This is a genomic window from Stappia sp. ABD4_338, from assembly GCF_056312175.1.
The window spans coordinates 111,060-136,142 of record NZ_CM149982.1 but is presented as its reverse complement, the minus strand read 5'-3'; the positions used below and the strand labels follow the sequence as shown (position 1 = coordinate 136,142).

20 protein-coding genes and 1 tRNA gene are annotated in these 25,083 nt (G+C 67.3%); 8 read left to right on the top strand and 13 right to left on the bottom strand.

Translation table 11 applies throughout. The features are described from left to right. Positions 1-205: 205 nt before the first annotated feature. Positions 206-520, bottom strand: coding sequence for a DUF1244 domain-containing protein (locus tag ACYX4S_RS00595; RefSeq protein ID WP_293722802.1), 315 nt, complete (start codon positions 518-520; stop codon positions 206-208). Positions 521-585: 65 nt separating this feature from the next. Then, positions 586-1,416 carry an N-formylglutamate amidohydrolase gene (locus ACYX4S_RS00590; protein WP_476361495.1) on the bottom strand — a complete coding sequence of 277 codons (831 nt, stop codon included), beginning with the start codon at positions 1,414-1,416 and terminating at the stop codon, positions 586-588. Positions 1,417-1,650: 234 nt separating this feature from the next. On the opposite strand from ACYX4S_RS00590, the gene ACYX4S_RS00585 reads away from it, so the two are divergent. From ACYX4S_RS00585 to pyk, 3 genes are read left to right on the top strand one after another with little or no spacing between them, the layout of a single operon-like run. Next, positions 1,651-2,970 (top strand): glycerate kinase type-2 family protein, encoded by a 1,320-nt coding sequence (locus ACYX4S_RS00585; RefSeq protein WP_476361494.1) that lies wholly within the window; start codon positions 1,651-1,653, stop codon positions 2,968-2,970. Between the two features lie 34 nt (positions 2,971-3,004). Continuing rightward, positions 3,005-3,514 carry a DUF1036 domain-containing protein gene (locus tag ACYX4S_RS00580; protein WP_293722796.1) on the top strand — a complete coding sequence of 170 codons (510 nt, stop codon included), beginning with the start codon at positions 3,005-3,007 and terminating at the stop codon, positions 3,512-3,514. Next, positions 3,511-4,947 carry a pyruvate kinase gene (gene pyk / locus ACYX4S_RS00575; RefSeq protein WP_293722795.1) on the top strand — a complete coding sequence of 479 codons (1,437 nt, stop codon included), beginning with the start codon at positions 3,511-3,513 and terminating at the stop codon, positions 4,945-4,947. Before ACYX4S_RS00580 ends, pyk begins: the two co-directional genes overlap by 4 nt. A 28-nt stretch (positions 4,948-4,975) precedes the next feature. Here the strand turns inward: pyk and ACYX4S_RS00570 are convergent, their stop codons facing one another. The 5 genes from ACYX4S_RS00570 to cpdR form a co-directional block, all read right to left on the bottom strand. Then, positions 4,976-6,046: an alpha/beta fold hydrolase gene (locus ACYX4S_RS00570; protein ID WP_476361493.1), complete on the bottom strand. Its 1,071-nt coding sequence runs from the start codon at positions 6,044-6,046 to the stop codon at positions 4,976-4,978. A gap of 68 nt (positions 6,047-6,114) precedes the next feature. Next, entirely contained in the window at positions 6,115-6,768 is a 654-nt protein-coding gene (locus ACYX4S_RS00565) for a tetratricopeptide repeat protein (RefSeq protein ID WP_476361492.1), read from the bottom strand. Positions 6,769-6,870: 102 nt separating this feature from the next. Next, complete coding sequence (gene ykgO, locus ACYX4S_RS00560) at positions 6,871-6,996, bottom strand: type B 50S ribosomal protein L36 (RefSeq protein ID WP_029059454.1); 126 nt, start codon at positions 6,994-6,996, stop codon at positions 6,871-6,873. A gap of 227 nt (positions 6,997-7,223) precedes the next feature. Beyond that, positions 7,224-7,298, bottom strand: a tRNA-Val gene (locus ACYX4S_RS00555). A gap of 214 nt (positions 7,299-7,512) precedes the next feature. Then, entirely contained in the window at positions 7,513-7,872 is a 360-nt protein-coding gene (gene cpdR / locus ACYX4S_RS00550; RefSeq protein ID WP_293722786.1) for a cell cycle two-component system response regulator CpdR, read from the bottom strand. 364 nt (positions 7,873-8,236) lie between these two features. On the opposite strand from cpdR, the gene ACYX4S_RS00545 reads away from it, so the two are divergent. Then, a complete protein-coding gene (locus ACYX4S_RS00545; RefSeq protein WP_476361491.1) occupies positions 8,237-9,127 on the top strand; it encodes an N-formylglutamate amidohydrolase in 891 nt (296 codons plus the stop codon). A 437-nt stretch (positions 9,128-9,564) separates the two neighbouring features. Next, positions 9,565-10,359: a histidinol-phosphatase gene (gene hisN, locus ACYX4S_RS00540; RefSeq protein WP_293722784.1), complete on the top strand. Its 795-nt coding sequence runs from the start codon at positions 9,565-9,567 to the stop codon at positions 10,357-10,359. Positions 10,360-10,378: 19 nt separating this feature from the next. On the opposite strand, the gene ACYX4S_RS00535 is transcribed toward hisN, so the two are convergent. Together ACYX4S_RS00535 and ACYX4S_RS00530 are read right to left on the bottom strand one after the other, a co-directional pair. Further along, positions 10,379-11,368, bottom strand: coding sequence for an alpha/beta fold hydrolase (locus ACYX4S_RS00535; RefSeq protein WP_476361490.1), 990 nt, complete (start codon positions 11,366-11,368; stop codon positions 10,379-10,381). Between the two features lie 154 nt (positions 11,369-11,522). After that, positions 11,523-11,951 (bottom strand): hypothetical protein, encoded by a 429-nt coding sequence (locus ACYX4S_RS00530; protein WP_476361489.1) that lies wholly within the window; start codon positions 11,949-11,951, stop codon positions 11,523-11,525. Positions 11,952-12,278: 327 nt separating this feature from the next. Here ACYX4S_RS00530 and ACYX4S_RS00525 point away from each other — a divergent pair, with 327 nt between their 5' ends. Further along, positions 12,279-12,734 (top strand): Hsp20 family protein, encoded by a 456-nt coding sequence (locus ACYX4S_RS00525; protein ID WP_422069940.1) that lies wholly within the window; start codon positions 12,279-12,281, stop codon positions 12,732-12,734. A gap of 144 nt (positions 12,735-12,878) precedes the next feature. Here the strand turns inward: ACYX4S_RS00525 and ACYX4S_RS00520 are convergent, their stop codons facing one another. Next, the gene (locus tag ACYX4S_RS00520) at positions 12,879-13,904 is read right to left on the bottom strand and encodes a threonine aldolase family protein (RefSeq protein WP_476361488.1); all 1,026 of its coding nucleotides are present in this window, start codon (positions 13,902-13,904) and stop codon (positions 12,879-12,881) included. A gap of 796 nt (positions 13,905-14,700) precedes the next feature. Between ACYX4S_RS00520 and gltB the strand changes: the two genes are divergently transcribed. Together gltB and ACYX4S_RS00510 are read left to right on the top strand one after the other, a co-directional pair. Beyond that, complete coding sequence (gltB, locus tag ACYX4S_RS00515) at positions 14,701-19,443, top strand: glutamate synthase large subunit (RefSeq protein WP_476361487.1); 4,743 nt, start codon at positions 14,701-14,703, stop codon at positions 19,441-19,443. Between the two features lie 13 nt (positions 19,444-19,456). Further along, positions 19,457-20,887 (top strand): glutamate synthase subunit beta, encoded by a 1,431-nt coding sequence (locus tag ACYX4S_RS00510; RefSeq protein WP_476361486.1) that lies wholly within the window; start codon positions 19,457-19,459, stop codon positions 20,885-20,887. A gap of 119 nt (positions 20,888-21,006) precedes the next feature. Here ACYX4S_RS00510 and ACYX4S_RS00505 read toward each other — a convergent pair whose 3' ends face one another. The 3 genes from ACYX4S_RS00505 to ACYX4S_RS00495 form a co-directional block, all read right to left on the bottom strand. Next, a complete protein-coding gene (locus ACYX4S_RS00505) occupies positions 21,007-22,386 on the bottom strand; it encodes a methyl-accepting chemotaxis protein (protein ID WP_476361485.1) in 1,380 nt (459 codons plus the stop codon). A 102-nt stretch (positions 22,387-22,488) separates the two neighbouring features. Beyond that, a complete protein-coding gene (locus tag ACYX4S_RS00500; RefSeq protein WP_476361484.1) occupies positions 22,489-23,631 on the bottom strand; it encodes an SGNH/GDSL hydrolase family protein in 1,143 nt (380 codons plus the stop codon). A 159-nt stretch (positions 23,632-23,790) separates the two neighbouring features. Then, positions 23,791-25,059 (bottom strand): lytic murein transglycosylase, encoded by a 1,269-nt coding sequence (locus tag ACYX4S_RS00495; protein WP_476361483.1) that lies wholly within the window; start codon positions 25,057-25,059, stop codon positions 23,791-23,793. Positions 25,060-25,083 lie beyond the last annotated feature (24 nt).

The following is a 25,083-nucleotide window of genomic DNA, read 5'->3' as shown; positions in this document are numbered from 1 at the left end:
TGGGTGCAGTTCGGATCACTGCGACTGGGTGGGATGACCGCCGGATGATGCGTTTTCGGGTCCCGGACGGCGACCGGCGCCGACACGCAAGTTCATCCCTCTTCCTGCGCGCAAATCGGGGCCGATGCAAGGCGGCGGAACGAAGACGGAACGTTATTCACACCGTCACCGCCCGCCTTGGAAAACCTTGCGTGAGGAACACGCCCTACTCCTTGGGCCGCGCCTTCTCGAAGGCGGCCTGCTGCTCGGCACTCGCCTCGCGCTGGTACTCGGCCTTCCACTGCGAATAGGGCATCCCGTAGACGATCTCCCGCGCCGCTTCCTTGTCCAGGTCGAGGCCACGCTCGTCGGCCGCGTCCTTGTACCAGTTGGACAGGCAGTTGCGGCAGAAGCCGGCGAGATTCATCATGTCGATGTTCTGCACGTCGGTGCGGTTGCGCAGATGTGAAACCAGCCGGCGGAAGGCCGCCGCCTCGAGTTCGGTGCGCGTTGCCGGGTCCATCTCGCTCTTTTCGGACATGTCCGTCTCCTGTCGCCAGTTTCGTTCGGGTCGTTCGGGTCGTCAGTTCGCGCCGCCTGTCGGTGTCAGTCGCAGCGCGATCCATGCGGGCGAATGTCGTGCAGCCCCGGCGCGCTGGCAAGGACCTGACGTAGCGCCACCTCCAGCCGCGCGGCCCAGCCCCCTATGCCGGCATCGTCCCCGATCAGGTCCTGCCGCACCTCGATGAGCGCATGCGCGAGACCGCGCGCCGTTCCGTGCCGGTACATGCAATCGTTCTTGAGCGCCCCGTCATAGGGCTCGTTGTCGCCAATGGTCAGGGCCGGGTCCCGTGCCAGCGCCGCGATCAGCGGCACGGCGAAACGCGGATCGCTGTCCCACAGGATCCCCGCCTCCCAGGGACGCGGGACACCGCGCCAGACATCGGTGAAACTGTGGATCGAGACGATCGCCGGAGGATGCCCCGCCTCGATAGCCGTATCGATCCGCTCGTCGATCGCGCGGTGATAGGGCCGGTGAAACGCCTCCAGCCGGGCCGCGCGCTCGACCGCGTCATGACGCGCGTTTCCAGGCACGACCGCACCGTCGGAAAGCCGCATGACGAGGGTCGGGTCATCCTCTCCCCGGTTCGGGTCGATCAGAAGGCGGGAAAAGGTGGTCAGCACCGCGGGCGCCCCGAAGGTGCGCGCCAGCAGCAGGGCCAGGCCACGCGCCCCGATGTCGTATCCGATGTGCCGGCGCAGTTGCGCCTCCGGCAGTCCCAGCGAGCCATAGCGCGCCGGCAGCGCGTTGGACGCATGGTCGCACAGGAAGAGCAGGCCGGACGCGACATCGCCCTCGATGATCTCGAAGGGCGTCTCGTCCGGAGAGGGAGACGACGGCAGCGGGCCGTCGGCGGAAAGCATCGTCGTGACCATGGGCATGAATTGTCCGTGACAGGCGGCCGGCGGACCACCGCGACCGTCATCCGGGGATGCAGCATATCCGCGCGCCCCGCGCAAGCCGCTTCCGCAAAGCCCTTGAAGGCTTGTGGCGCATGGCGCCTTGCGGCCCGACGCCGGGACGGTCATCCTGACCGGAATCGGAGGCGTCCACGACACCTGACCGTCAGCGAAAAACACAGAGCGACAAAGACACTGGAGGAGACCCGGGTGCAGGACAGGGACACGCAGCAAAAAGACCTTCTGGAGCGCCTTTTCACCGCCGCCGTCGATGCCGCTCGCCCCGAAACCTGCCTCCCGGCCCGGCTGCCTGAGCCCGGCGAAACGGGACGCATCATCCTGCTTGCCGCCGGCAAGGCTGCCGGCGCCATGACCGCCGTCGCCGAGCAGGTCTACCTCGACCGCTTCGGCCTCGACCCCGCCCGCCTCGACGGTCTTTGCGTGACGCGTCACGGCTATGCACGCCCCCTGCGCCACCTCGCCTGCGTGGAGGCAGGCCATCCGGTTCCCGACGAGGCCAGCATGACGGCAAGCGCGCGAACGCTCGAACTCGCAGCCGGCGCGGGAGCCGGCGACCACATCGTGGTGCTTCTGTCCGGCGGCGGCTCCGCCAACTGGAGCCTTCCGGTGGAGGGCGTGACGCCTTCCGACAAGCAGGCCCTGACGCGCACCCTGCTGCGGTCGGGCGCGACCATCGACCAGATCAACACGCTGCGCCGCCACCTGTCGCGCATCAAGGGAGGACGCCTGTCCGCCGCGCGCGGACAAGGCGCCCGGCTCACGACCCTCGCCATTTCCGACGTGCCGCGCGACGAACCCACCGCCATCGCCTCCGGCCCGACGCTCTCCGACGCCAGCACGCTGGCCGACGCGCGCGCACTGCTGGAGCGTTTCGCGCCGGACGCCCCGGCGAGCATCGTCAAGGCGCTCGACGATCCCGCCAACGAAACGCCGAAGCCCGGCGATCCGGTGTTTGAAGGCACCTCCTTCGAGATCGTCGCCCGCCCGGCGATCTCGCTCGAAGCCGCAGCCACGGTCGCACGGGAGGCGGGCTACGAACCGATCATGCTCGGAGACAGTCTCGAGGGCGAGGCACGCGATGTCGCGGCCGATCACGCCGCGCGGGCAAGGGAACTGGCAAAGACCGGACGCCGGGCCGTGCTCCTGTCCGGCGGCGAACTCACCGTGACGATCCGGGGCGACGGACGCGGCGGCCCGAACCAGGAGTACGCCCTGGCACTGGCGCTGGCGCTCGACGGACATCCGGGCATCCGTGCGGTTGCCGGCGACACGGACGGAACCGACGGCGGCGCGGGCTCCGCCGATGATCCGGCCGGGGCCTTCGTTCTCCCGGCGACCCTTGCCCGTGCCCGCGCGCTGGGTCATGATGCGGCCTCATTTCTGGCGAGAAACGACAGCACGGGTTTCTTCGCCGCCCTCGATGATTTGTTGAGACCCGGTCCGACCCATACCAATGTCAACGACTTCCGGGCTGTCATCATTGACAAGCCGGAAGCCGGTCAGCCATAAGATGCCGCGCGGGGACTGCGGCACGAGTATTCGAATGATGAAAAAAGCCGCCTGGCTACGGCGCTCCAGCAAAGACCGTTCGAACGCTCGGCCATCTCCCCGATGGACGGCATGGACACTCGTGGCCGCGCTTCTGGCGACCCTGCCCCTCAGCATCGTGACAGCGACACCCGCCGCCGCCGAACTGCGGCTGTGCAACAAGACCGAAAGCCAGGTCGGTGTCGCGATCGGCTACCGCGAGGACAACGACTGGGTCACGGAAGGCTGGTGGAACCTGCCGGCAAACACCTGTGAAACGCTGGTCGCCGGCGGGCTCGTGTCACGTTTCTATTACATCTATGCCGTTGACTACGACCAGTTCGGCGAGTGGGGCGGCCGCGCTTTCATGTGCACGCGCGAGAAGGAGTTCACGATCAAGGGGATCGAGGACTGCGTCGCGCGCGGCTACGAGCGCACGGGCTTTTTCGAAATCGATACCGGCGAACAGAGCAGCTGGACAGTGCAGCTGACGGAACCGGTGCAAGCAGGGACAGGCGGGCAATGAAACGCAATAGACGAGTGAAGATTCTGGCAACTCTTGGCCCCTCCTCGTCCGACCCCGCCATCATAGAGAAGCTTCACCGCGCAGGCGCCGACGTTTTCCGCATCAACATGAGCCATACCGATCACGCGCGCCTGAACGCGCTGGTCGAGATGATTCGCGGCGTCGAGGAGAAGGTCGGCCGCCCGATCGGCATTCTGGCCGACCTGCAGGGGCCGAAGCTGCGCGTCGGCACCTTCGCCGAGGATTCGGCGATGCTCGAGAACGGCGCCACCTTCACGCTCGACAGCGACACGGCCGCCGGCGACGTCACCCGTGTCCATCTGCCCCATCGCGAGATCCTCGAGGCGCTCGAGCCCGGCCACCGGCTTCTCGTCGATGACGGCAAGATCCGCCTGCGCGTGACCTCCTGCGACAAGACCCATGCGGTCACCGTGGTCGAGGTCGGCGGCAAGATCTCCAACCGCAAGGGCGTGAGCGTTCCCGACACCGAGATCCCGGTCGGCGCACTGACCGACAAGGACCGCAAGGACCTGGACGCGGCGCTGGCCGCCGGGGCGGACTGGATCGCGCTGTCGTTCATCCAGCGCGCCGACGATCTCGCCGAGGTCCGCAAGGTGACCCGTGGCAAGGCCGGCATCATGGCCAAGATCGAGAAGCCCCAGGCCATCGAGCGCCTGCCCGAGATCATCGACCTGTCCGACGCGCTGATGGTCGCGCGTGGCGACCTGGGCGTCGAGATGCCGCTCGAGCAGGTTCCCGGTCTCCAGAAGCAGATCGTGCGCGCCTGCCGACGGGCCGGAAAGCCCGTAGTCGTCGCGACCCAGATGCTGGAATCCATGATCACGTCGCCGGTGCCCACCCGCGCCGAGGTCTCCGACGTCGCCACGGCGGTGTTCGAGGGCGCCGACGCGGTCATGCTCAGCGCGGAATCGGCGGCGGGCAAGTTCCCGGTCGAGGCAGTCGAGACCATGGACCGCATCGCCTGCCAGGTGGAACAGGATCCGACCTATCGCGGCATCATCCAGGCCCAGCGTCCCGAGCCGGAGCCGACCGGCTCCGACGCGATCGCCGCCGCCGCGCGCCAGATCGCCGAGACGCTCAACCTGGCGGCCGTGGTCTGCTACACGACCTCGGGCACGACCGGCTTCCGCGCCGCGCGCGAGCGCCCCGCCGTTCCGATCATCGTGATTTCCCCGGTGCTCTCGACCGCCCGGCGGCTCGCCATCGCCTGGGGCCTGCACTGCGTCGTCTCCGACGATGCCCGCGACGAGAGCGACATGGTCAACCGCGCCTGCCAGATCTCCTATCAGGAAGAGCTCGCCAAGCCCGGCCAGCGCATCATCACGACCGCCGGCGTGCCCTTCGGCACCCCCGGATCGACCAACATGCTGCGCATCGCCTTTGTCGGCAGCGAGGGGCGCGGCGGCATCTGAGCCCCGCACCCTGTTGTGGGGCGGTGGGCTATTCGCCCGGCCCGACCCGATCATTCAGGCCTGAAACGGCGGCGGGATCACCCGCCGCCTTTTTCATGTCCGCCCTTGCCTCGGACATGGCACGCCCGGCGGACGGGAACACCAGATCGACGACCTTCCCGATTTCCGTGAGGACCTCGTCCGTGCGCGTGTGATGGGGCATGTGCCCGGCTCCGGCCAGGTCGACACGCCACGCGTTGGGCAGATCGCGCGCCAGGCCAGCCGAATGGATCTCGGGGAGCACAACCGTATCCGCATCGCCGGTGACGATCGCGGCCGGCTGCAGGATGCGGCCGTAGGACGGGCGCGCGGCGCGGACCTCCTCCTTCAGCATGGCGACATCCATGGCATTGGCACGAAAGGTGTCTGGCCGGAAAAGCAGCGGGAGCCCGATCTTCTCGCCATAGCCTCGCGGGGCGGCTTCCGGTTCGAAAACGCCCTTGACGGCCTGCGGAGCGACGAGGCTCGCGAAGGTCGGAGCAATCGCCTGCGCGAACACCTGGCCCGCCACGGGCGCTGCGGTCGCGTCGTAGTACCAGTTCACACCGCCCGGCCACGGATGGGTGGCAGGCGCGAGAAACACGAGACCGCCGACACGTTCGGGCGCCACGAGCGCCATCTGCGCGACAACCGCTCCACCCCAGGAATGTCCCACGGCAACGGCCCGTTCGATACCCAGTTGTTCGAGCAGCCCCGCGATGACCTCGGCCTGGCGCTTGGGGCGATACATGTCGTCGCCGCCCCGCTCGCTGTAGCCATGGCCCGGCCGGTCAACATAGATCCGGCGCCAGCCGCCGTCCGCGAGACTGTCCTCCAGCGCAAGGCGGGGATCACGCAGGTTCCCGCTCGCTCCGTGGACGAAGACGACGACCGGATCGCCGGCACGCCATCCATCCGGCATTGCGTCGACGAAATGCACGCGCTGCCCATCGACCTCGCGAAACGAGCCGACCGGCGGGTACTCGGCCTCGGCGGCGCGTCCGAGCCTCTGTGCGTTGAGAACCAGCCCGCCGAAAACACCGGCGAGCACGAGTATGCCCGCTCCGACACCAATGATCATGCGCATGTCCGATTGAATCCGTGAAAACCGGGAAGGGCGTCATCCGGGTATACGACCGGCGGGCCCGGCTAGATGCCCTGCCCCTCGGCCTTCTTGTCGAGCGCCTCGACGGCCTTGAGCGCGTTCTGCGCGTGAGGGTTGAGCCTGAGCACCTCCTGGAAGGTCACGAGCGCCTCGTCCTCCCTGTCCAGCCTGCGCAGGATGATGCCCAGCCCCGACATGGCGCCCCAGTGACGCGGCTCGAGCGCCAGCACGCGCTCGATGTCCTTGATCGCCGCGCCGAAGTCGCCGTTGAGATAGTGGATCGTGGCGCGGCGGTTGTAGCCCTCCGCATAGTCGGGCGCGAAACGCACCACCATGTCGGCCAGATCGAGCGCGAGGCCGAGCTGCTGGCCCTTGATGGCGAGCGCGGAACGACGCATCAGGAGATCGACCGTCGCGCTGCCGGAGGTCATCCAGATACGCTGGATGCGCGCGACGACCGGAAGCGCGCTCCTGGCGTCCGGAGCGTCGGCAAGTTCCTGAAAGAGGCGATCGAGATCGGAGGCACTGTCCCCGTCCTGCGGGGTGATCGCCGGGGCCGGCCCGCCGGGCGGCTCGACCTCGGTGGTCGGCGCGTCGAGGTCATCCATCGACGGCGGAGTTGCCTCCGGCGGCAGGACGCCGCTTCCGCCCTCCTGCGCGAGCGCGGAGGCGGACAGGGAACAAGTGAGAGCAAACACGAAAAACGACCGCATAACGGCAATATGGATTGCCCTACGCGGTCGTCAATGACTTTTCGGAGAATGCGCCTGCGCAAAGGCCGTCGCGAGGACGGCCAGCCTTCAGCCCTGGCGGGCCTTGAAGCGCGGGGCCTTCTTGTTGATGATGTAGACGCGACCCTTGCGGCGGACCATGCGGTTGTCGCGATGACGGCCCATCAGCGCCTTGAGCGAGTTCTTGATCTTCATCGTTCCAGTCTCCGTTGACGGTACCGGGCGGCGGCCCGTCAGTCCATGTCGCGCCGAGGCGCAGCTTGTTTACCGGACATGGCCCGAAGGCCGTGAGACCGGTATCGGCCGGATTGCCGTTGGGACCGGCGCGCGCTGTGACTGACCAAGCGCGGCGCAACACGATCCCGACCAGCGGTCCGGCCGGACCGCCATCTGGCCACGAGGACCGGGGGATGGCGGAAAAATGGTGGGCGTGACAGGGATTGAACCTGTGACCCCTACGATGTCAACGTAGTGCTCTCCCGCTGAGCTACACGCCCGAACCCGATAAATCGGCATCGCGTCCGTCTGGAAGTCCCATGAGGAAGCGAAGGAATTCGGAAAGTCGCCGGCTGCCCGGCGGCGGTGGCAAGCGATATAGCGGGATTGATTTGGCGGTGCAAGCCCCTGCCGCAAACAATTTTGCCATCCACCGCCCCGGGGTGCGGACAGTGGAAAACCCGCCTGCGTCGCGGCAGGCGGCGCGGGCCGGCGTCAGGCGACGAGCATCCGCTCGACTTCGGAGACCAGATCCTTGAGGTGAAACGGCTTCGACAGGACCTTGGCGTCCTTCGGGGCCTGGCTGTCCGGGTTCAGGGCCACCGCCGCAAACCCGGTGATGAACATGACCTTGAGGTCCGGGTCGAGCTGAGTCGCCCGCCGGGCAAGCTCGATGCCGTCCATCTCCGGCATGACGATGTCCGTCAGCAAGAGGGAGAAGGGCTCCTCGCGCAGTCGCTCATAGGCACTCTTGCCATTGTCGAAGGAAACGACGTCGTAGCCGGCCTTCTGCAAGGCCTTCGCCAGGAAGCGACGCATGTCGTTGTCGTCTTCCGCAAGTAGGATTCGTGCCATGTGTTCCGTCCGTGCTCAGCAGCGCCGCATATGCATCAACACGGGGGGCGGCGCCTGCCCGTCACCCGTGTCCGATCCGATCGCGTTCCATGTGCCTCGGCGTGCGACCGGAGGATTTTGCCCGCGCCCGGGGCGCTCGGGCGGGCCGTTCCGCCATTCCCGTTTTGGCACAATCCCGAGCCCCGCTTATAAGGCGGTGAGCCGGTAAACATCCAGTGAAACCCGACGCGGAGGCCCCGTCCGTCCCCTTTGCAGGCCCGGCTTGTGGACATCGGCCCCGATTCCGGGGCAAATAGTCAGGTCGTTCCGCATTGACAGCATCTTGAACACGGACGGCGCCGGACGTCGATGAGGAATTTCGGACATGCAGGTGGTCAGCGGATTTGCGGACGTCGAGCCCTTCGAGATCCTGCAGCCCGCCGAGCAGCGCGTCCCCTTCGTCTTCAACTCCCCCCACTCGGGCAGGCACTACCCGCTGCCCTTCCTCGATGCCTCCCGGCTCGACAGCAACGCGATCCGCCGCTCGGAGGACGCTTTCGTCGATGAACTCTTCGAGCCGGTGATGCGCCTGGGCGCGCCACTGCTGCGCGCCCGCTTTCCGCGCGCCTATCTCGACGTGAACCGGGAACCCTACGAACTCGACCCCAAGATGTACGAGGACCGGCTGCCCTCCTACGCCAACATCCGCTCGCTTCGCGTCGCGGGCGGGCTCGGCACGATCGCCCGCATCGTCGGCGAGCATCAGGAGATCTACCGCAGCCGGATCCCGGTGAGCGAGGCGCTCGAACGCATCGAAACGCTCTACAAGCCCTACCACCAGACCCTGCGCCGGCTTCTGGCGCAAACTCACGTGGCCTTCGGATACGCGGTGCTGATCGACTGCCACTCGATGCCCTCGGCGGTGCGCGGCGCGGACACCGGCCAGCGGCCGGACTTCATCCTGGGCGACCGTTACGGCACGAGTTGCGCCGTCGGCCTGATCGATGCGGCGGCCGAGATCCTCACCGGGCTTGGCTATCGCGTCAGCCGCAACAAGCCCTACGCGGGCGGCTTCATCACGGAACACTACGGCCGTCCGCTGAAAGGGCTGCATGCGCTCCAGATCGAGATCAATCGCGGTCTCTACATGGACGAGGGCCTGACGCTGCGCGGTCCCGGGTTCGAGAACCTGGTACAGGACCTCACACGTTTCGCAGATGCACTGGTGGCCATTCCCGACCAGGAATTCTATCCGGACGCGCTCGCGGCCGAGTAGTCCCATCACTCGAAAATCGCGCAAGTGGCTGTCGGGAAACGGATTTCCGGAGCCGTCGGGACCGTTTTCGGGTGTCGGAAGCGCGGCAGAAAAAAGGGCCGCTCTCTGACGAGGCGGCCCGAGTCTAGGGAGGAAACGCCCAAGGAGGGCGGCGCGACATGGACAAGCCATATCGCACTGCAACAAGATCACATCGCAACGCACAAAAGTCAAGGCGAAAACACGGGTTTTCGGCAGCCGGCTCAACGCTTTCTGGAAAACTGTTTTGATCTCAACGGATTGACTAATCAAATCGGTTTAAACAAACCGCCGGCTCTTAGCGGTCGACAGCGCCGTCATCCCGTCCTACACCCACGCGCTGAACCTCGATACGAAGAACGGGACGCCTGCCGCGTCGCGCCACCGGGCGCGAACCGAGAACTGGAGGATGGAAAGCCATGCCGTCGACAGCCGAACTTGTCGCCTTTGCCGATCGTCTGGCCGAAGCCTCGGGAGCGGCGATCGCCCCCCACTTCCGCCGCATCGCGGCAATCGACAACAAGCTGAGCGAGGGCTTCGATCCGGTCACGGTCGCCGATCGCGCCGCCGAAACGGCCATTCGCGCGCTGATCGAAACGACCTATCCCGACCATGGAATTCTCGGCGAGGAGCACGGCAATGTCCGCCTCGACGCCGACGACGTCTGGGTTCTCGATCCCATCGACGGGACGCGCGCCTTCATCTGCGGCCTGCCGACCTGGGGCACGCTCATCGGCCTCAAGCACCAGGGCGTTCCCGTCTTCGGCGTGATGGACCAGCCCCACGTTGGCGAGCGCTTCTATGGCGACCGCGAGAAGGCCTGGTGGCGCCACCGCGACGGCGCGGCAATCCCGCTCAGGACGCGCCCCTGCGAACGCCTCGAGGATGCGATCTTCTGCACCACCCACCCCGGTCTCTTCACCGGAGCGCAGCGCGAGGCGTATGAGGAGATCGAGGGCCGCGTGCGCACGGCGCGCTTCGGCACCGACTGCTACGGCTATGCCATGGTCGCGGCCGGCCAGGCGGATCTCGTCATCGAGACCGGCCTTCAGCCCTACGACATCGTTGCCCTCGCCCCGATCGTCGAGGGTGCCGGCGGCATCATCACCACCTGGACGGGCGGCTCGCCGGCCGACGGCGGCCACATCATCGCCTCCGGCGACCCGCGCCTGCATGAGGAGATGCTGACGCGCCTCGCCGGCGTCTCCGGCTGAGGCGCGCGCACGGGAAGCGTCAGGAAATCTCTTCCCCCGCCGCCATGCGCACGGGCGTCGCCACCGGCTCGCTGTCGTCGACGAAGGCGTCGAAGGCGGCAAGCGTCTGGTCCCGATAGAGATCGTCCTCCATCAGCAACTCGTGCCGCGCTCCCGCGATTTCCAGGAAGCTCGTGACGCGGGTCTGACGCACGAATCTCTCCGCCGCCCGGGGCGAGACGATCCGGTCCTGCCCCGCCGCGATCACCAGCGTGGGCAGGCGGTAGGCCGGTCCGAAATCACGTCCCAGAACCTTGTTCATGGCACGACAGGCCGCGGCCAGCCAGCCGATGGTGGGCGCCCCGATCTCGAGATCGGGCGCCTCGGTCACGATCGCGTCGCTGCGGCGGAAACGCCGTTCGTCCGAGGTAAGGGGATTGCCCTCGAAGGAGAAGCGCAGCCTGCCGCGGCCGCCGGGCACGAAGGCGCGTGAAAACCCGATGCGGGCCAACAGGTTCGACAGCCGGCAGACCACCGGCTGGCTGAGCCCCACGGGGCCGAGACCGATCAGCGGCGACGTCACCACGGCCCGCTCGAACCGGGTGCGCAGTCTTGCACCGCCCAGCAGAAGCACCAGGCCCCCCGTCGAATGGGCAAGTGCATAGTGGGGCCCGGGCATGGAAGCGAGGGTGACCTTGTCCAGAACCGTTTCGAGGTCGGTGACGAAGCGCGACATGTCGCTCACGTGTCCGCGCCGGGAATTGCGCGTCAGGCGCTGGGAACCGCCCTGCCCCCTCCAGTCGAAGGTCACGACGGCAAAACCGCGCGCCCGCAGGTCGGAAATCGTCTCGAAGTATTTCTCGATGAACTCCGCCCGCCCCTGCAACAGGGTGACCGTGCCCCGCAGTCGTCCCGGCTCGGGCATCCAGCGCGCCGTCCGGAGGCGGACCCGGTCCCGGGTCTCGATGACCTCGCACACGGCGCCTTCGGGGACGGGGTTTCCGGGAACGTCGAGGAGTTCGCTGCGCACCACCGGGATCCCTTGAAAAACGGCAAACCCGCTGCGCCGCTCCAGGGAGCCTGACTGCGCGCGGGACCATCTGTTTCTCATAGCGGAAGGGCGCCGCCGGCTCAACTCCGGCGCACGCCCTCCAACTCGGTCCCGCCTGTCCGGTTCCGAACGGTCAGTGCCAGCGGCGCGGACCATGGCCCCAGCGCCCACCCCAGCGCCCGCCAATGACGGTGCGCCCGACGACGCGGCCCGAATAGGCGTCGACCACAAGGCGCTGCTTGACGCCGCGCGGACCCCGCGCCTGCAGGACATAGACGTCGCCGCGCATCCTCATGCCGCGCATGTGGCGGAAGCCGTGACGGGCGAGCCGGCGCTTGATCTGACGCGGACGCAGCCGCTCGTAGCGATGGCCACCCCAGTGGCGGCCGCCCCGCCAGTGCCGCCCGCCGATCAGCTGCACGTCGGCGGTCGCCGTGGTGGTGGCTGCAGGGGCGGCGGCCCGGCCGGCCTGGCCGACGCGCGAATCAAGCGCCTGGGCGGCAGGAGCGGACAGGGTGGCGCCGATCAGGACGGCGGCGAAGAAGGTCTTGGTCTTCATCATGGTCTTGTCTCCCGTTTCCGGCGTCGGTGCGCCGCTCGATGGAAGGACAATGACAAGCAGCGGCTGAACTTCTCCGGAAAGGACCGTTCAGCCTGCGTTCATCCGCCGGCCCCTCTCCCCGCGAGCCGCCCGGCGGACACCGTTTCGAGCGGTTCGCGAGGGTCTTGAAAGCCCCCCCGGGGCTCACCACCTCTTGGACAGCGGACGCCAATGACGGGTCCGCGACAAGGCGGACGATCCGGCCGGCCCATGGTGGCGGCCAGCCTGCAGGACAGGTCCAGGACGGCCCGCCAGACATCACCTGTTGCTCAAAGAGAGGACAAAACGATGCGTCATCTTGATTTCAGCCCCCTCTATCGTTCCACCGTCGGCTTCGACCGTCTCTTCTCCATGCTCGACAACTCGGCCCAGGACACGCCGAGCTACCCGCCGTACAACATCGAGCGAACGGGCGAGAACACCTACCGCATCACCATGGCGGTGGCCGGGTTCGGCGAGAAGGACCTGTCGATCGAGGCCAAGGAGCACGCGCTTACCGTCAAGGGCGAGCGCGGCAACGAGACCGAGACGGGCGAGGTACTGTATCGCGGTATCGCCGCGCGCGCCTTCGAGCGCCGTTTCCAGCTCGCCGACTTTGTCGAGGTGAAGGGCGCTAGCCTTGAGAACGGCCTGCTCCACATCGACCTGTCCCGCGAGATCCCGGAGGCCATGAAGCCTCGCAAGATCGAGATCTCCAACGGGTCCGTCGATTCGACGCCGCAGATCGAAAGCACCGTGAACTGACCCGCGCGGGCCTCGCGCCCGCGCTCCGGTGGCCGTTCCTCCCTCCGGCCGCCGGACAATCCCTCAAGTGCCTTCAACAAGCGAAAGGCGCCGACCGGATCCCGGTTGGCGCCTTTTTCACAAGTTGTGACCGCACACGGCGGATTACAGATGCGCCAGAAACCGGTCGACGCTGTCCTGCGGCGTGGCGAAACTCGTCACCAGCCGCATGATCGCCTCGTCCGGCGCGCAACCTTCCCGCGACCATTCATAGAACCGGGCACCGGCGGCGCGCAGCCGCTCGGCGCTCGCCGTGTCGAGCACGGGAAACACCTCGTTCGCCTCGACGGGATACGCCAGCCGGTGACCGGCCGCCGCAAGCCCCTCGCCAAGACGTGCCGCCATGGCATTGGCATGGGTGGCAAGCTCGCGCCAGTGACCGTTCGCCAGATAGCCGTCGAACTGGGCGGCGACGAACCGGGACTTTGAAAACAGATGCCCGGAGCGCGAGCGGTGCGTGACGAGATCCGGCAGGCGGTCCGGGTTGAAGACGACCACCGCCTCGGCGCACCAGCATCCGTTCTTGGTGCCGCCGAAGGACAGGACGTCGATCCCCGCCTTCCACGTCACCTCGGCCGGCGTCGCGCCGAGTGAGACCAGCGCGTTGGCGAAGCGTGCACCATCCATGTGGCAGACCAGATCGCGCGACGCGGCAATTCCGGTAAGCGCCCGCACCTCCTCGGGAGTGTAGACCGTGCCGCACTCGCTCGCCTGGGTCAGGCTGAGGGCGACCGGACGGCCGAAGCGGCTGCCCTCCGGGTTGGCGTCGAGCACACCCGCCACGCCGTCCGGCGTGATCTTGCCGGCCACGGTGGGCAGCGGCACCATCTTCATTCCGTGGGTGAAAAACTCCGCCGCGCCCCACTCGTCGCAGTAGACATGCGCGGTCTCGCTGGTCAGCACCAGCCCGCCGGGCCGCGCGCAGGCAGCCATCGACAGCGCGTTGGCGGCGGTTCCCGTCGCGGTGAAATAGACCTCGACCGGCCTCTCGAACATCTCTGCGAGACGTTCGGTCACACGATCGGTGAGCGGATCGCGGCCATAGGCGGCGGCGAAATCCGTGTTGTTGGCGGCGAGCGCATCCATTACCGGCTGCGAGGCACCTGCCCAGTTGTCGCTGGCAAAGATCATGGCAGGATCTAGGCAAAGCCAAGGCACGCTTGCAAGGTCCCATTTTGCCGTCCGAACGCCCGCGGACAGAATATTGCCCGCGAAGCTCGCCCTCTTGCCGATTGTGACAAATCTCCAACCTTTCACGCAAGAAACAATGCCGCACCCCTCGCAAAGCGTCTTGCCCCTGGTGCCGAAATCTGGCATTGTTCGCCTCCGCTCGATAGGACAGCCTTACTGTCCTATTAAGCGAAAGCCCGGCATCGTGCCTGCCCGATCGCGGAAATCCGCGCCCGCAGGCGACCCGATGCAGCTCCGGAAAAAGGCACCCGGAGCGCCAGGCACGCCCGTCGTTCTCGGTTCGCCGGCTTCCCCCCGGCTCCGGTCCGTCGGCCCGCCCGTCCAGCCGGACGCGGTCAGGGGCCAGGCAGGACGGAACGCGAAGGCGGGAAAGGGTGAGGTTCCTGCCGGGACCTCACACACGTGTCATGGTCCCGGCTATGATAGACTGGCCCTGCAGCTCGTGGCAGGACGGCATCGGGCCCGCCGGAAGGCGGGAACCGGGGCGGGCCGGACGAAACGCGGACCATATGGTCCGGACTGCCCGGCGGGCACCGCCGGTTGGGGTACATCGAGGCGAGACGCTCGCGGGACCGCATCCCGCGCCGGAAAGGAACCGGAGGGCGGGTCGCTTCAAGTGGTCAGCGTCGGGGCAGTAGCCTGTTCGCCGCACGAGCCGCGCGTCTCGGGACGAGACAAGGCGCGACCCGAACGGAGAAGGACGCTCCGCTGACCGGTGAATAAGGAGAGGGAAGTGATGAGCAAGACCGACGCGATGATCGAGGGGCTGGACCATATGGCCGCTCCGACGGCGGCCCCCCTTTCCAAAACGCCCGCGACGACGGATCTGGCGACCCGCCGCGAGACCGCTGGCCGCGAGGGCCTTTATCGTGCCGACCGCGAGCACGATGCCTGCGGCGTCGGCTTCGTCGCCCACCTGAAGGGGCAGGCCTCCCACCGCATCGTTTCCGACGGTCTCCAGGTCCTGGAGAACCTCACCCACCGTGGCGCCGTCGGCGCCGACCCGCTGATGGGCGACGGTGCCGGAATGCTGGTGCAGATTCCGCACGACTTCCTCGTCGAGGAAGCGAAGGGCCTCGGCATCACCCTGCCGGAGCGCGGCCGCTACGGCGTCGGCTTCCTCTTCCTGCCGCAGGACGCAAGCCTGCGCCGGCGCTGCGAGGAGATCATCGAGCGCGTCATCGAGCAGGAAGGCCAGGAGTTCCTGGGCTGGCGCGATGTGCCGGTCGACAATTCCTCGCTGTCCAAGGCCCCGGACATCGCCGCGACCGAGCCGGTCTCGCGCCAGGTGTTCATCGCCTGCCGCAACTGCGAGACGCCGGATGATTTCGAGCGCCGCCTGTTCGTGCTGCGCAAGGTGATCTCCAACGCCGTGCGCGCCGAGACCGATGCGGTCAAGTCGGGCTTCTACATCGTGTCGCTGTCCAGCCGCACGCTGGTCTACAAGGGCATGTTCCTGGCCTACCAGCTGGGCGCCTACTACAATGACCTGAAGGATCCGCGCTTCACCTCCGCGCTCGCGCTCGTGCACCAGCGGTTTTCCACCAACACCTTCCCGTCGTGGGATCTCGCCCATCCCTACCGGATGGTCGCCCACAATGGCGAGATCAACACGCTGCGCGGCAACGTCAACTGGATGGCCGCCCGTCAGGCGTCGGTGTCCTCTCCGCACTTCGGCGAGGACATCTCCAAGCTGTGGCCGATCTCCTACGAGGGCCAGTCGGACACCGCCTGTTTCGACAATGCGCTGGAGTTCCTGGTTCAGGGCGGCTACTCGCTCGCCCACGCGGCCATGATGCTCATTCCCGAGGCCTGGGCGGGCAACCCGCTCATGGACGACAACCTGCGCGCCTTCTACGAGTATCACGCGGCCCTGATGGAGCCGTGGGACGGCCCCGCCGCCGTGGCCTTCACGGACGGCCGCCAGATCGGCGCGACGCTGGACCGCAACGGCCTGCGTCCGGCCCGCTACATCATCACCGACGAGGACATGGTCATCATGTCGTCGGAGGTCGGCGTGCTGCCGGTGCCCGAGGAGCGGATCATCCGCAAGTGGCGCCTCCAGCCGGGCAAGATGCTGCTCATCGACCTCGAGGAAGGCCGCATCATCTCCGACGACGAGATCAAGCGCGAGCTGTCGATCGCCAACCCCTACAAGGACTGGCTGCACCGCACCCAGATCGTTCTGGAGGACATGCCTCCGGTGCGCGGTCGCGCGCCGGTCGCCGCGGAAACGCTGCTCGACCGCCAGCAGGCCTTCGGCTACAGCCAGGAAGACATCAAGCTGCTGATGCAGCCCATGGCCACCGTCGGCCAGGAGGCGATCGGCTCCATGGGCACGGACACGCCGATTTCCGCGCTCTCCGACAAGCCGAAGCTGCTCTACACCTATTTCAAGCAGAACTTCGCCCAGGTCACCAATCCGCCGATCGATCCGATCCGCGAGGAGCTGGTGATGAGCCTCGTGTCCTTCATCGGACCGCGGCCGAACCTGTTCGACCTCAAGGGCCTCGCCACGTCGAAGCGCCTCGAGGTGCGCCAGCCGATCCTGGCCAACGACGACCTGGAGAAGATCCGCACCATCGGCGACACCGCCGACAACCAGTTCTCGGCCAAGACCCTCGACATCACCTATGACGTCGAGCGCGGTGCCGGCGGCATGCGCGAGGCGCTGGAAAGCCTGTGCGCCAACGCCGAACGCGCCGTGCACAACGGCTACAACATCATCATCCTGTCCGACCGGCTGGTCAGCCGCGCGCGCATCCCGATCCCGGCGCTGCTCGCGACGGCGGCCGTGCACCACCACCTGATCCGCAAGGGGCTGCGTACCTCGGTCGGCCTCGTGGTGGAGACCGGCGAGGCGCGCGAGGTGCATCACTTCTGCGTCCTGGCCGGCTACGGCGCCGAGGCGATCAATCCGTATCTCGCCTTCGAGACACTGCTCCAGCTGCACGCCGAGCTCGACTTCCCCGAGGAGGTCGACGCTGACGAGGTCGTCTATCGCTACATCAAGTCGATCGACAAGGGCATCCTGAAGGTCATGTCCAAGATGGGCATCTCGACCTACCAGTCCTATTGCGGCGCGCAGATCTTCGATGCGGTCGGCCTGTCGAGCGACTTCGTCGACGCCTATTTCTTCGGCACCGCCACCTCCATCGAGGGCATCGGCCTGTCCGAGGTCGCCGAGGAGACGACAAACCGTCACCGCATCGCCTTCGCGGACGTCCCGGTGCTGCGCCGCTCCCTCGAGGTCGGCGGCGAATACGCCTATCGCGTGCGCGGCGAGAACCACATGTGGACGCCGGACGGCATCGCCTCGCTCCAGCACGCGGTGCGCGGCAACCTGCCGGACACGTATCGCGAGTTCGCCCGCGAGACGAACGAGGAGAACGGCCGCTTCACCATTCGCGGACTGTTCCGCATCAAGGACGCCGGGGAAGCGGGTCGCAAGCCGATCCCGCTCGAGGAGGTCGAGCCCGCGGCGGAGATCGTCAAGCGCTTCTCCACCGGCGCCATGTCCTTCGGCTCGATCTCGCGCGAGGCGCATTCGACGCTCGCCATCGCCATGAACGAGATCGGCGGCAAGTCGAACACCGGCGAGGGCGGCGAGGAGCCCGAGCGCTACAACCCGCTGCCCGACGGCGGCATGAATCCGATGCGTTCGGCGATCAAGCAGGTGGCCTCGGGCCGCTTCGGCGTGACCACCGACTATCTGGTCAACGCCGACATGATCCAGATCAAGGTGGCCCAGGGCGCCAAGCCCGGCGAGGGCGGCCAGCTTCCCGGCCACAAGGTCGACGCGGTCATCGCCAAGGTGCGTCACTCCACCCAGGGCGTGGGCCTGATCTCGCCGCCGCCGCACCATGACATCTACTCGATCGAGGATCTGGCCCAGCTGATCTACGATCTGAAGAACGTCAACCCGGCGGCCGACATCTCGGTCAAGCTCGTTTCAGAGGTCGGCGTGGGTACGGTCGCGGCCGGCGTTGCGAAGGCACGCGCCGACCACATCACCGTCTCCGGCTACGACGGCGGCACGGGCGCCTCGCCCCTGACCTCCATCAAGCATGCCGGCAGCCCCTGGGAGATCGGTCTGGCCGAGACCCAGCAGACGCTGGTGCTCAACGGACTGCGCTCGCGCGTTGCGCTGCAGGTCGATGGCGGCCTGAAGACCGGCCGTGACGTGATCATCGGCGCGCTTCTGGGCGCCGACGAGTTCGGCTTCTCCACCGCCCCGCTGATCGCGGCCGGCTGCATCATGATGCGCAAGTGCCACCTGAACACCTGCCCGGTCGGCATCGCCACACAGGACCCGGTGCTGCGCAAGCGCTTCAAGGGCGCGCCGGAGCATGTGGTGAACTACTTCTTCTTCGTCGCCGAGGAAGTGCGCGAGATGATGGCCGCCATGGGCATCGCCCGCTTCGAGGACCTGGTCGGTCGCGCCGACCTGCTCGACCGGTCGGCCACCGTCGGTCACTGGAAGGCACGCGGCCTCGACTTCTCGCGCATGTTCCATGTGCCGGACGTCGCGGATGACGCCCGCCGCTGGACCGAGCGCCAGGTGCATCCGATCGACGACATCCTCGACCGGCGGCTCATCAAGGCGGCCGCGCCCGCGCTCGAGAACCGCGAGCCGGTCGTCATCGAGGAGACGATCCACAACGTCGACCGTTCCGCTGGCGCCATGCTGTCGGGCGAGGTCGCGCGGCGCTATGGCCACAAGGGTCTTAAGGACGGCACCATCGACATCCGCCTCACCGGCACCGCCGGCCAGGCGTTCGGCGCCTTCCTCACCCGCGGCATTTCGGTGACGCTCGAGGGCGACGCCAACGACTATGTCGGCAAGGGCCTGGCGGGCGGCAAGCTCGTCATCCGCCCGAACCCGAAGAGCGCGGCGGATCCCGATTACTCGATCATCGCCGGCAACACCGTTCTCTACGGTGCGACCGAGGGCGAGTGCTACATCCGGGGCGTCGCGGGCGAGCGTTTCGCCGTGCGAAACTCCGGCGCGATCGCCGTGGTCGAGGGCGTGGGCGACCACGGCTGCGAGTACATGACCGGCGGCGTCGTCGTGGTGCTCGGCTGGACGGGCCGCAACTTCGCGGCTGGCATGTCCGGCGGCGTGGCCTATGTGCTGGACGAGGACAATTCGTTCCGCTCGCGCTGTAATCTGGCCATGGTCGACATCGAGCCGGTCCCGGAGGAGGACGACCTCCTGGAGAAGCTGCATCACCATGGCGGCGACATCGAACACAAGGGACGCGTCGACCTGTCGGCCGACATGACCCGCCACGACGACGAACGCCTGCGGCAGATCATCGCCAACCACATCGAGCACACCGGATCCGCCTGGGCGCAGGAGATCCTCGACAAGTGGGACGAATTCCGACCGAAGTTCGTCAAGGTGATGCCGGTGGAGTACCGCCGCGCGCTGAAGGAAATGGAAGAAAAGCGGCTCGGCCTGGTGGCGGCCGAGTAAGGGAGAGGACGATATGGGAAAGGTCACCGGTTTCCTGGAGATCGACCGGCAGGAACAGAAGTACCAGCCGGCCTCCGACCGCATCCGCCATTTCAAGGAATTCACGCTGCCGCTCGAGGACAAGGAAGTCGAGCGGCAGGCGGCCCGTTGCATGGACTGTGGCATCCCCTATTGCCACGGCCCCGTCGGCTGTCCGGTCAACAACCAGATCCCCGACTGGAACGATCTGGTCTACAACCACGACTGGGAAGAGGCCGCGCGCAACCTGCATTCGACGAACAATTTCCCGGAGTTCACCGGCCGCATCTGCCCCGCGCCCTGCGAGGAAGCCTGCACGCTGAACCTCGAGGACGTTCCCGTCGCCATCAAGACGGTGGAGCAGGCGATCGCCGACAAGGCGTGGGAGTCCGGCTGGATCAAGCCCGAGCCGGCGCCGTTCCGCACCGGCAAGACCGTTGCCATCGTCGGGTCCGGCCCCGCCGGCCTTGCCGCGGCACAGCAGCTGGCGCGCGCGGGCCACACGGTTCACGTCTACGAGCGTGACGTGAAGGCCGGCGGGCTGATGCGCTACGGCATCCCCGACTTCAAGATGGAAAAGCACTACATCGACCGGCGCGTCGAGCAGATGGAGGGCGAGGGCGTCGTCTTCCACTATGGCGCCGACGTCGGCGTCAACGTCACCGTGGACGAGCTGCGGCACCGTCATGACGCGGTGCTGCTCACCTGCGGCGCCGAGCGTCCGCGCGATCCCGAGCTTCCCGGCCAGGATCTCGCCGGCTGCATGTACGCCATGCCCTTCCTCGTCCAGCAGAACCGCCGCGTCGGCGGCGAGGACGTGTCCGCCGAGCAGCCCTTCTGGGCCGGCGGCAAGCATGTGGTCGTGATCGGCGGTGGCGACACCGCGTCCGACTGCGTCGGCACCTCGTTCCGTCAGGGCGCCCTGTCGGTGACCCAGCTCGACATCCGCCAGCGCCCGCCGGAAATGGAAGACAAGCTCAACGTCTGGCCATACTGGCCGACGAAGATGCGCACCTCCTCCTCCCAGGCCGAGGGCGCGGACCGCGAGTTCGCGGCCGCGACGCTGGAGATCGTGGGCGAGGACGGACACGTGACCGGCGTCAAATGCGCCCGCGTGGACGAGAAGCGCGTGCCGATCCCCGGCAGCGAGTTCATCCTGCGTGCCGAACTGGTGCTGATCGCCATCGGCTTTGCCGGACCGCTCGAGGGCACCTACCTCAAGGAGCTGGCCTCCGAGATCGCCCGCGACAAGCGCGGCAACGTCCTGGCCGACACCAACGAGTACAAGACCAGCGTGGATGGCGTGTTCGCCGCCGGCGACGTTCGTCGCGGCCAGTCGCTCGTGGTCTGGGCGATCCGCGAGGGGCGTCAGGCTGCCCGCGCGATCGACATGCATCTGACGGGCAGTTCCAACCTGCCGCGCTGATTGCTCCACATACCCTGGTCAAGAACGCGAAACGGCGCCGAAAGGCGCCGTTTTTCGTTGCAAGCACAAGATCCGCCGTCCCGGCTGGACACCAGCCGTGTCACGGTGCGCACGCCTCATCAGGCGGCCGAACGGGCCGCCTTCTCCGCTTCGTCGTCCTCGCCCTCGCGAATGCTGCCAAGGAACCCGCCCACCTGCTGATGCAACTGGGAGGACAGTTCGGCGAGCTCCGAGGTCGCATGGCGGATCTCGTCGGTGGCATTGCGGGTCGATTCACTCGACCGGTTCAATGCGTCCATGCTCTCCGCGACCGACTGGGTGTTCTGGGTGGCGAAGTCGACGCTCTGGCTGATTTCACCCGTCGCCGCCATCTGTGCCTGCACGGCGTCGAGGATCGTGGACGAAATGGCATGGATGCGCTCGACCGTGCCGGCGATGGAGCGGATTGCGGTCACCGCCTGCTCCGAGACCTGCTGAACCGCCTCCACCTGCTGGGAGATATCCTCGGTCGCGCGCGACGTCTGCCCGGCGAGCGTCTTTACCTCGTTGGCGACCACGGCAAAGCCGCGCCCCATCTCGCCGGCCCGTGCCGCCTCGATGGTCGCGTTGAGCGCGAGAAGATTGGTCTGGTCGGCGATCTGCTTGATGAGGTCGATGATCTCGCCGATCGCGCGGCCACTGTCGGCAAGCCGGCCGACGATGGTGTCCGTCGAGCGGGCCTCGTCCACGGCCGCGCGGGCCATGTCGGCGGCTTCCGCCATTTCCTTGCCGATGGAGCGGATCGCCTGGGTCATCGCCTCGGCAGCCTCGGCAGCCGTCGCGACGGAACTCGAGGCTTGCTGGGAGGAATCCGAGGCCGCCTCGACAGCACTCGCGGCTCCGTCGACCGCACCGTCGAGGCGCTGGGATATCGTGCCGACCGAACGCGCGGCAAGGCCGAGCCGGTCGACCACGCCCACGACGGTTTCCTCGAACTCGCTTGCGACCTTTCGCAGCGTCTCGCCCCGTTCGATCGCCAGGCGCTCCTGCTCCTGAAGCGCGCGACGCGCGTCCTGCTCGGCCTTTTCGGCCAGCTTGCCGCGAAACTCGGAGACGGAGCGCGCGATGGCGCCGATCTCGTCGCCCCGCTCGCCGCCGGCGACCGCGATGTCGAAATCTCCTTTGGACAGGGCCTCAAGCCCGCCCTGCAGCGCCTTGAGCGGGCGCTGGATGCCGACGGCAAGCCAGATCGCCAGCGCCAGAAAGGCAACGCCGACCGGCATGCAGACCAGCACGATCTCGAGCATGGAGCCCAAAATCAGCCCGTCGAGCTTCTCGCTGACACCGCCGTTCAGGAACGCTTGCGCCTGAACCGGATCGCCCAAGGTCTGCACCAGCGAGTGCCGGAAGACGTAGAACGCATATCCGGTGCCGGCCAGCATGATGAGAGCCGCGGACGCGACAAGCACCAGGAAGCGACCGAAAACCGTAAGGGTAAGAAAGGACCGGCGGGACGTCATGAGCTCGACCTTGGAAAACACTCGTTCCCGCAAACTGGCCGACAAACATGAAAAAAGAGAAAACCCGCGACGCGGCCGGATCGACCACCCGCCCTGGTTGCCTCAGGGCGCCGCCTCGGCATCCCGGAAATCATCGACGCGCCCCTGCGCGAACGGGAGAGGCTCTCCCTGAACGATAAGCTGGTACTGGGGCGTCTCTGCCACCGGCTCGCTGCGCGCGTCTTCTCCACCCGCAAGTTCGGTCTCGGGCGAGCCCAGACGCCCTGTGAGGACGATGAAATTGGGATCGTCCTCCACGCCCTCGAACGCATTCGCGCCGGACGAGCCCAGGATGCGCGCCACGGCGCGCTCGGCAAAGAAGGCGAGCTTGCGCTTGCCGTGCCAGGTGAACCCGACACCATCGCCGTCGCGCAGGCGGCGGCGCTTGCCCTCGACGTCGGGTCCGTAGGACGTGTATCCGCCGTTCTCGTCGAGGAACACGTCCCACACATCCACATAGATGGCATTGTTGGCCTCGACCCGGGCCTTGGCGAGCGTGTTCACATGGCCGAAGTCGGCGCGCTTGGACTGCCCGGAAGGGGGCGGCAGCCCGACCCAGACGAGCGGCGTGCGCAGGATCCGCGCGGACGCCAGGAGCTGGTCGATACGGCGCGCATAAAGCGCATCCCATGTCTCGCTGCGAAACGCCGCCTCGTTGGTGCCCTGCGCGATCGCCCGCACGTCGCGCGATCCGATCAGCGTCACCACGACGGCCACCTTGCGGCCCTGCAGCACCGCGCGCAGCCGGTCGTCAAGCGGCGTCAGGCCGGGCTCCGTGAGGCTCGCATCGTCAATGACGAGCTTGTCGACGCGCACGGAGGGAACCTCCGCGTAGGTGGCCTCGAGCCCTTCCGCCAGTTCCCCCGCCAGCGCATCGCCGACGACAAGAACGACCCGGGCGTCCGCTTCCTTGGGCACCTCCACGATCACCGGTTTCACCGGCTCGCGCGGCTGCCGGGACTGACGCTCGCTCTTGCGCTCCTTCAACCGCGTTCGACCGCGCTTCTCCACGCCGAAGAGGCGCAGAAGCGGCGAGAGCGGATGAAAGCTGCTGGTGCCCGAGTCGCCCGGCTGCACGATCGGGCGCCCGTTCTGCGCCTGCGCCGGTGTCGAAAGGACCGGCGCTGCGAACGTCAGCCCGCAGATGGCGAGCGCCACCAGCAGGATGGCGGCAAGCGTCCGGCGCAGGACATGCGCCCCCGCCATCCGTGCAGCCCCTGCGCCTTGCGTCGTCGCTGTGGTGATCCCGGATACGCCGTTCATCGCCGTTCCATCATGGCCCTTTTCCGTCAGCCGCGACCATACCCGAAACGCGCGGCCCGGTCCAAGCCGGCCGCGCGGTCCGGTCACGTGTCCGTGGGGCGCTCAGCGCCCGGCGCGCACGCGCGCCAGAAGCCGCTGCGAGGCGAAGCCGTCGGGAATGACGCCGATGGCCCGCTGGAAGGCACGAATGCCGCGCCGTGTCGCCGGACCGGCCATGCCGTCCGCGGACCCGACCGAGTAGCCGCGCCGGTTGAGCAGGTTCTGGAGTTCCTTCACCTCGCTGCGGTTGAGCGGCAACGCGCTGCGGTCCCACTCGTGCACGAACGGCCCGCCGCCACGCACCCGGTCGGCGAGGTGACCGACAGCGAGCGCATAGGCGGTGGCGTTGTTGTAGCGTTTGATGACGAAGAAATTGCGCAGCATCAGAAAGGCCGGACCCGATGCGCCTGCGGGAAGGATCAGTTCCGCATCGTCCGACGGACGCGGGAAGCCGCGACCGTTGGGCCGGCTGACGCCGATCCGCGCCCATTCGCCCAGGGTCTTTTCCGTTTCCGCGAGCGAATAGTCGAAGCCGCGCGGCAGAACCACCTCGTAGCCCCAGGTCTTGCCGGTCTGCCAGCCGTGCTCCTTGAGGTAGTTGGCGGAGGAGGACAGTGCGTCGGGAATGTTGGTCCAGATGTCGCGACGGCCGTCGCCGTCATAGTCGGCCGAGTACCGCCGCCAGCTCGAGGGCATGAACTGGGTGTGGCCCATGGCGCCCGCCCAGGAACCTTCCATGTTCTCCGGGCTGACATGACCGGCATCGATGATCTTCAACGCCGTGATCAGTTCGGAGCGCCAGAACTCCTTCCGCCGGGGCGCGGCATAGGCCAGCGTCGCCAGGGCACGCACCACATAGTGCTTGCCCATGAACTTGCCGTAGTTGGTTTCCATGCCCCAGATGGCGACGACCACCTCCTTCTGCACGCCGAAGTGGCGCTCGATCGCGGCCAGTTCGCGGGCATAGGTCTGCAGCATCTCCCGGCCGGTCTCCACGCGATTGTCGGAAACGGCGGTGTCGAGATACTCGAAGATCGGCTTCACGAACTCCGACTGCTTGTCCATGAGGCGCAGGGTGTCGGGGTCCGGCGTGACGTTGGCGAATGCGCGACGATAGGTGTCGCGGCTGACGCCGGCGGCCCGCGCCTGCGGCCAGAAATTCTCCACCCAGCGGTCGAAGGCGGCATCGGCGTGCGCGGGCTGGGCCGCGCCAAGCGTGAAGGCCACGACAAGCGCAAGCCCGGCCCGGGCCAGCATACGCAGGGTTCGCGGCGCCCGCGCCGCGCGTGTCGTGATGTCGCGTGTCATGGACGGACGCGGCAGATTGCGCATGGATACTCCTGGTTATCCCCTCCT

Excerpts from the sequence above, each read along its gene's own strand:
- pyk (WP_293722795.1), top strand. The coding sequence starts at position 3,511 with ATGAAACGCAATAGACGAGTGAAGATTCTGGCAACTCTTGGCCCCTCC.
- ACYX4S_RS00595 (WP_293722802.1), bottom strand. The coding sequence starts at position 520 with ATGTCCGAAAAGAGCGAGATGGACCCGGCAACGCGCACCGAACTCGAG.
- ACYX4S_RS00530 (WP_476361489.1), bottom strand. The coding sequence starts at position 11,951 with ATGATGAAGACCAAGACCTTCTTCGCCGCCGTCCTGATCGGCGCCACC.
- ACYX4S_RS00500 (WP_476361484.1), bottom strand. The coding sequence starts at position 23,631 with ATGGCGGGGGCGCATGTCCTGCGCCGGACGCTTGCCGCCATCCTGCTG.
- hisN (WP_293722784.1), top strand. The coding sequence starts at position 9,565 with ATGCCGTCGACAGCCGAACTTGTCGCCTTTGCCGATCGTCTGGCCGAA.
- ACYX4S_RS00510 (WP_476361486.1), top strand. The coding sequence starts at position 19,457 with ATGGGAAAGGTCACCGGTTTCCTGGAGATCGACCGGCAGGAACAGAAG.
- gltB (WP_476361487.1), top strand. The coding sequence starts at position 14,701 with ATGAGCAAGACCGACGCGATGATCGAGGGGCTGGACCATATGGCCGCT.
- ykgO (WP_029059454.1), bottom strand. The coding sequence starts at position 6,996 with ATGAAGATCAAGAACTCGCTCAAGGCGCTGATGGGCCGTCATCGCGAC.
- ACYX4S_RS00520 (WP_476361488.1), bottom strand. The coding sequence starts at position 13,904 with ATGATCTTTGCCAGCGACAACTGGGCAGGTGCCTCGCAGCCGGTAATG.
- ACYX4S_RS00580 (WP_293722796.1), top strand. The coding sequence starts at position 3,005 with ATGATGAAAAAAGCCGCCTGGCTACGGCGCTCCAGCAAAGACCGTTCG.
- ACYX4S_RS00545 (WP_476361491.1), top strand. The coding sequence starts at position 8,237 with ATGCAGGTGGTCAGCGGATTTGCGGACGTCGAGCCCTTCGAGATCCTG.
- ACYX4S_RS00495 (WP_476361483.1), bottom strand. The coding sequence starts at position 25,059 with ATGCGCAATCTGCCGCGTCCGTCCATGACACGCGACATCACGACACGC.
- ACYX4S_RS00590 (WP_476361495.1), bottom strand. The coding sequence starts at position 1,416 with ATGGTCACGACGATGCTTTCCGCCGACGGCCCGCTGCCGTCGTCTCCC.
- ACYX4S_RS00525 (WP_422069940.1), top strand. The coding sequence starts at position 12,279 with ATGCGTCATCTTGATTTCAGCCCCCTCTATCGTTCCACCGTCGGCTTC.
- ACYX4S_RS00570 (WP_476361493.1), bottom strand. The coding sequence starts at position 6,046 with ATGATCATTGGTGTCGGAGCGGGCATACTCGTGCTCGCCGGTGTTTTC.
- cpdR (WP_293722786.1), bottom strand. The coding sequence starts at position 7,872 with ATGGCACGAATCCTACTTGCGGAAGACGACAACGACATGCGTCGCTTC.
- ACYX4S_RS00505 (WP_476361485.1), bottom strand. The coding sequence starts at position 22,386 with ATGACGTCCCGCCGGTCCTTTCTTACCCTTACGGTTTTCGGTCGCTTC.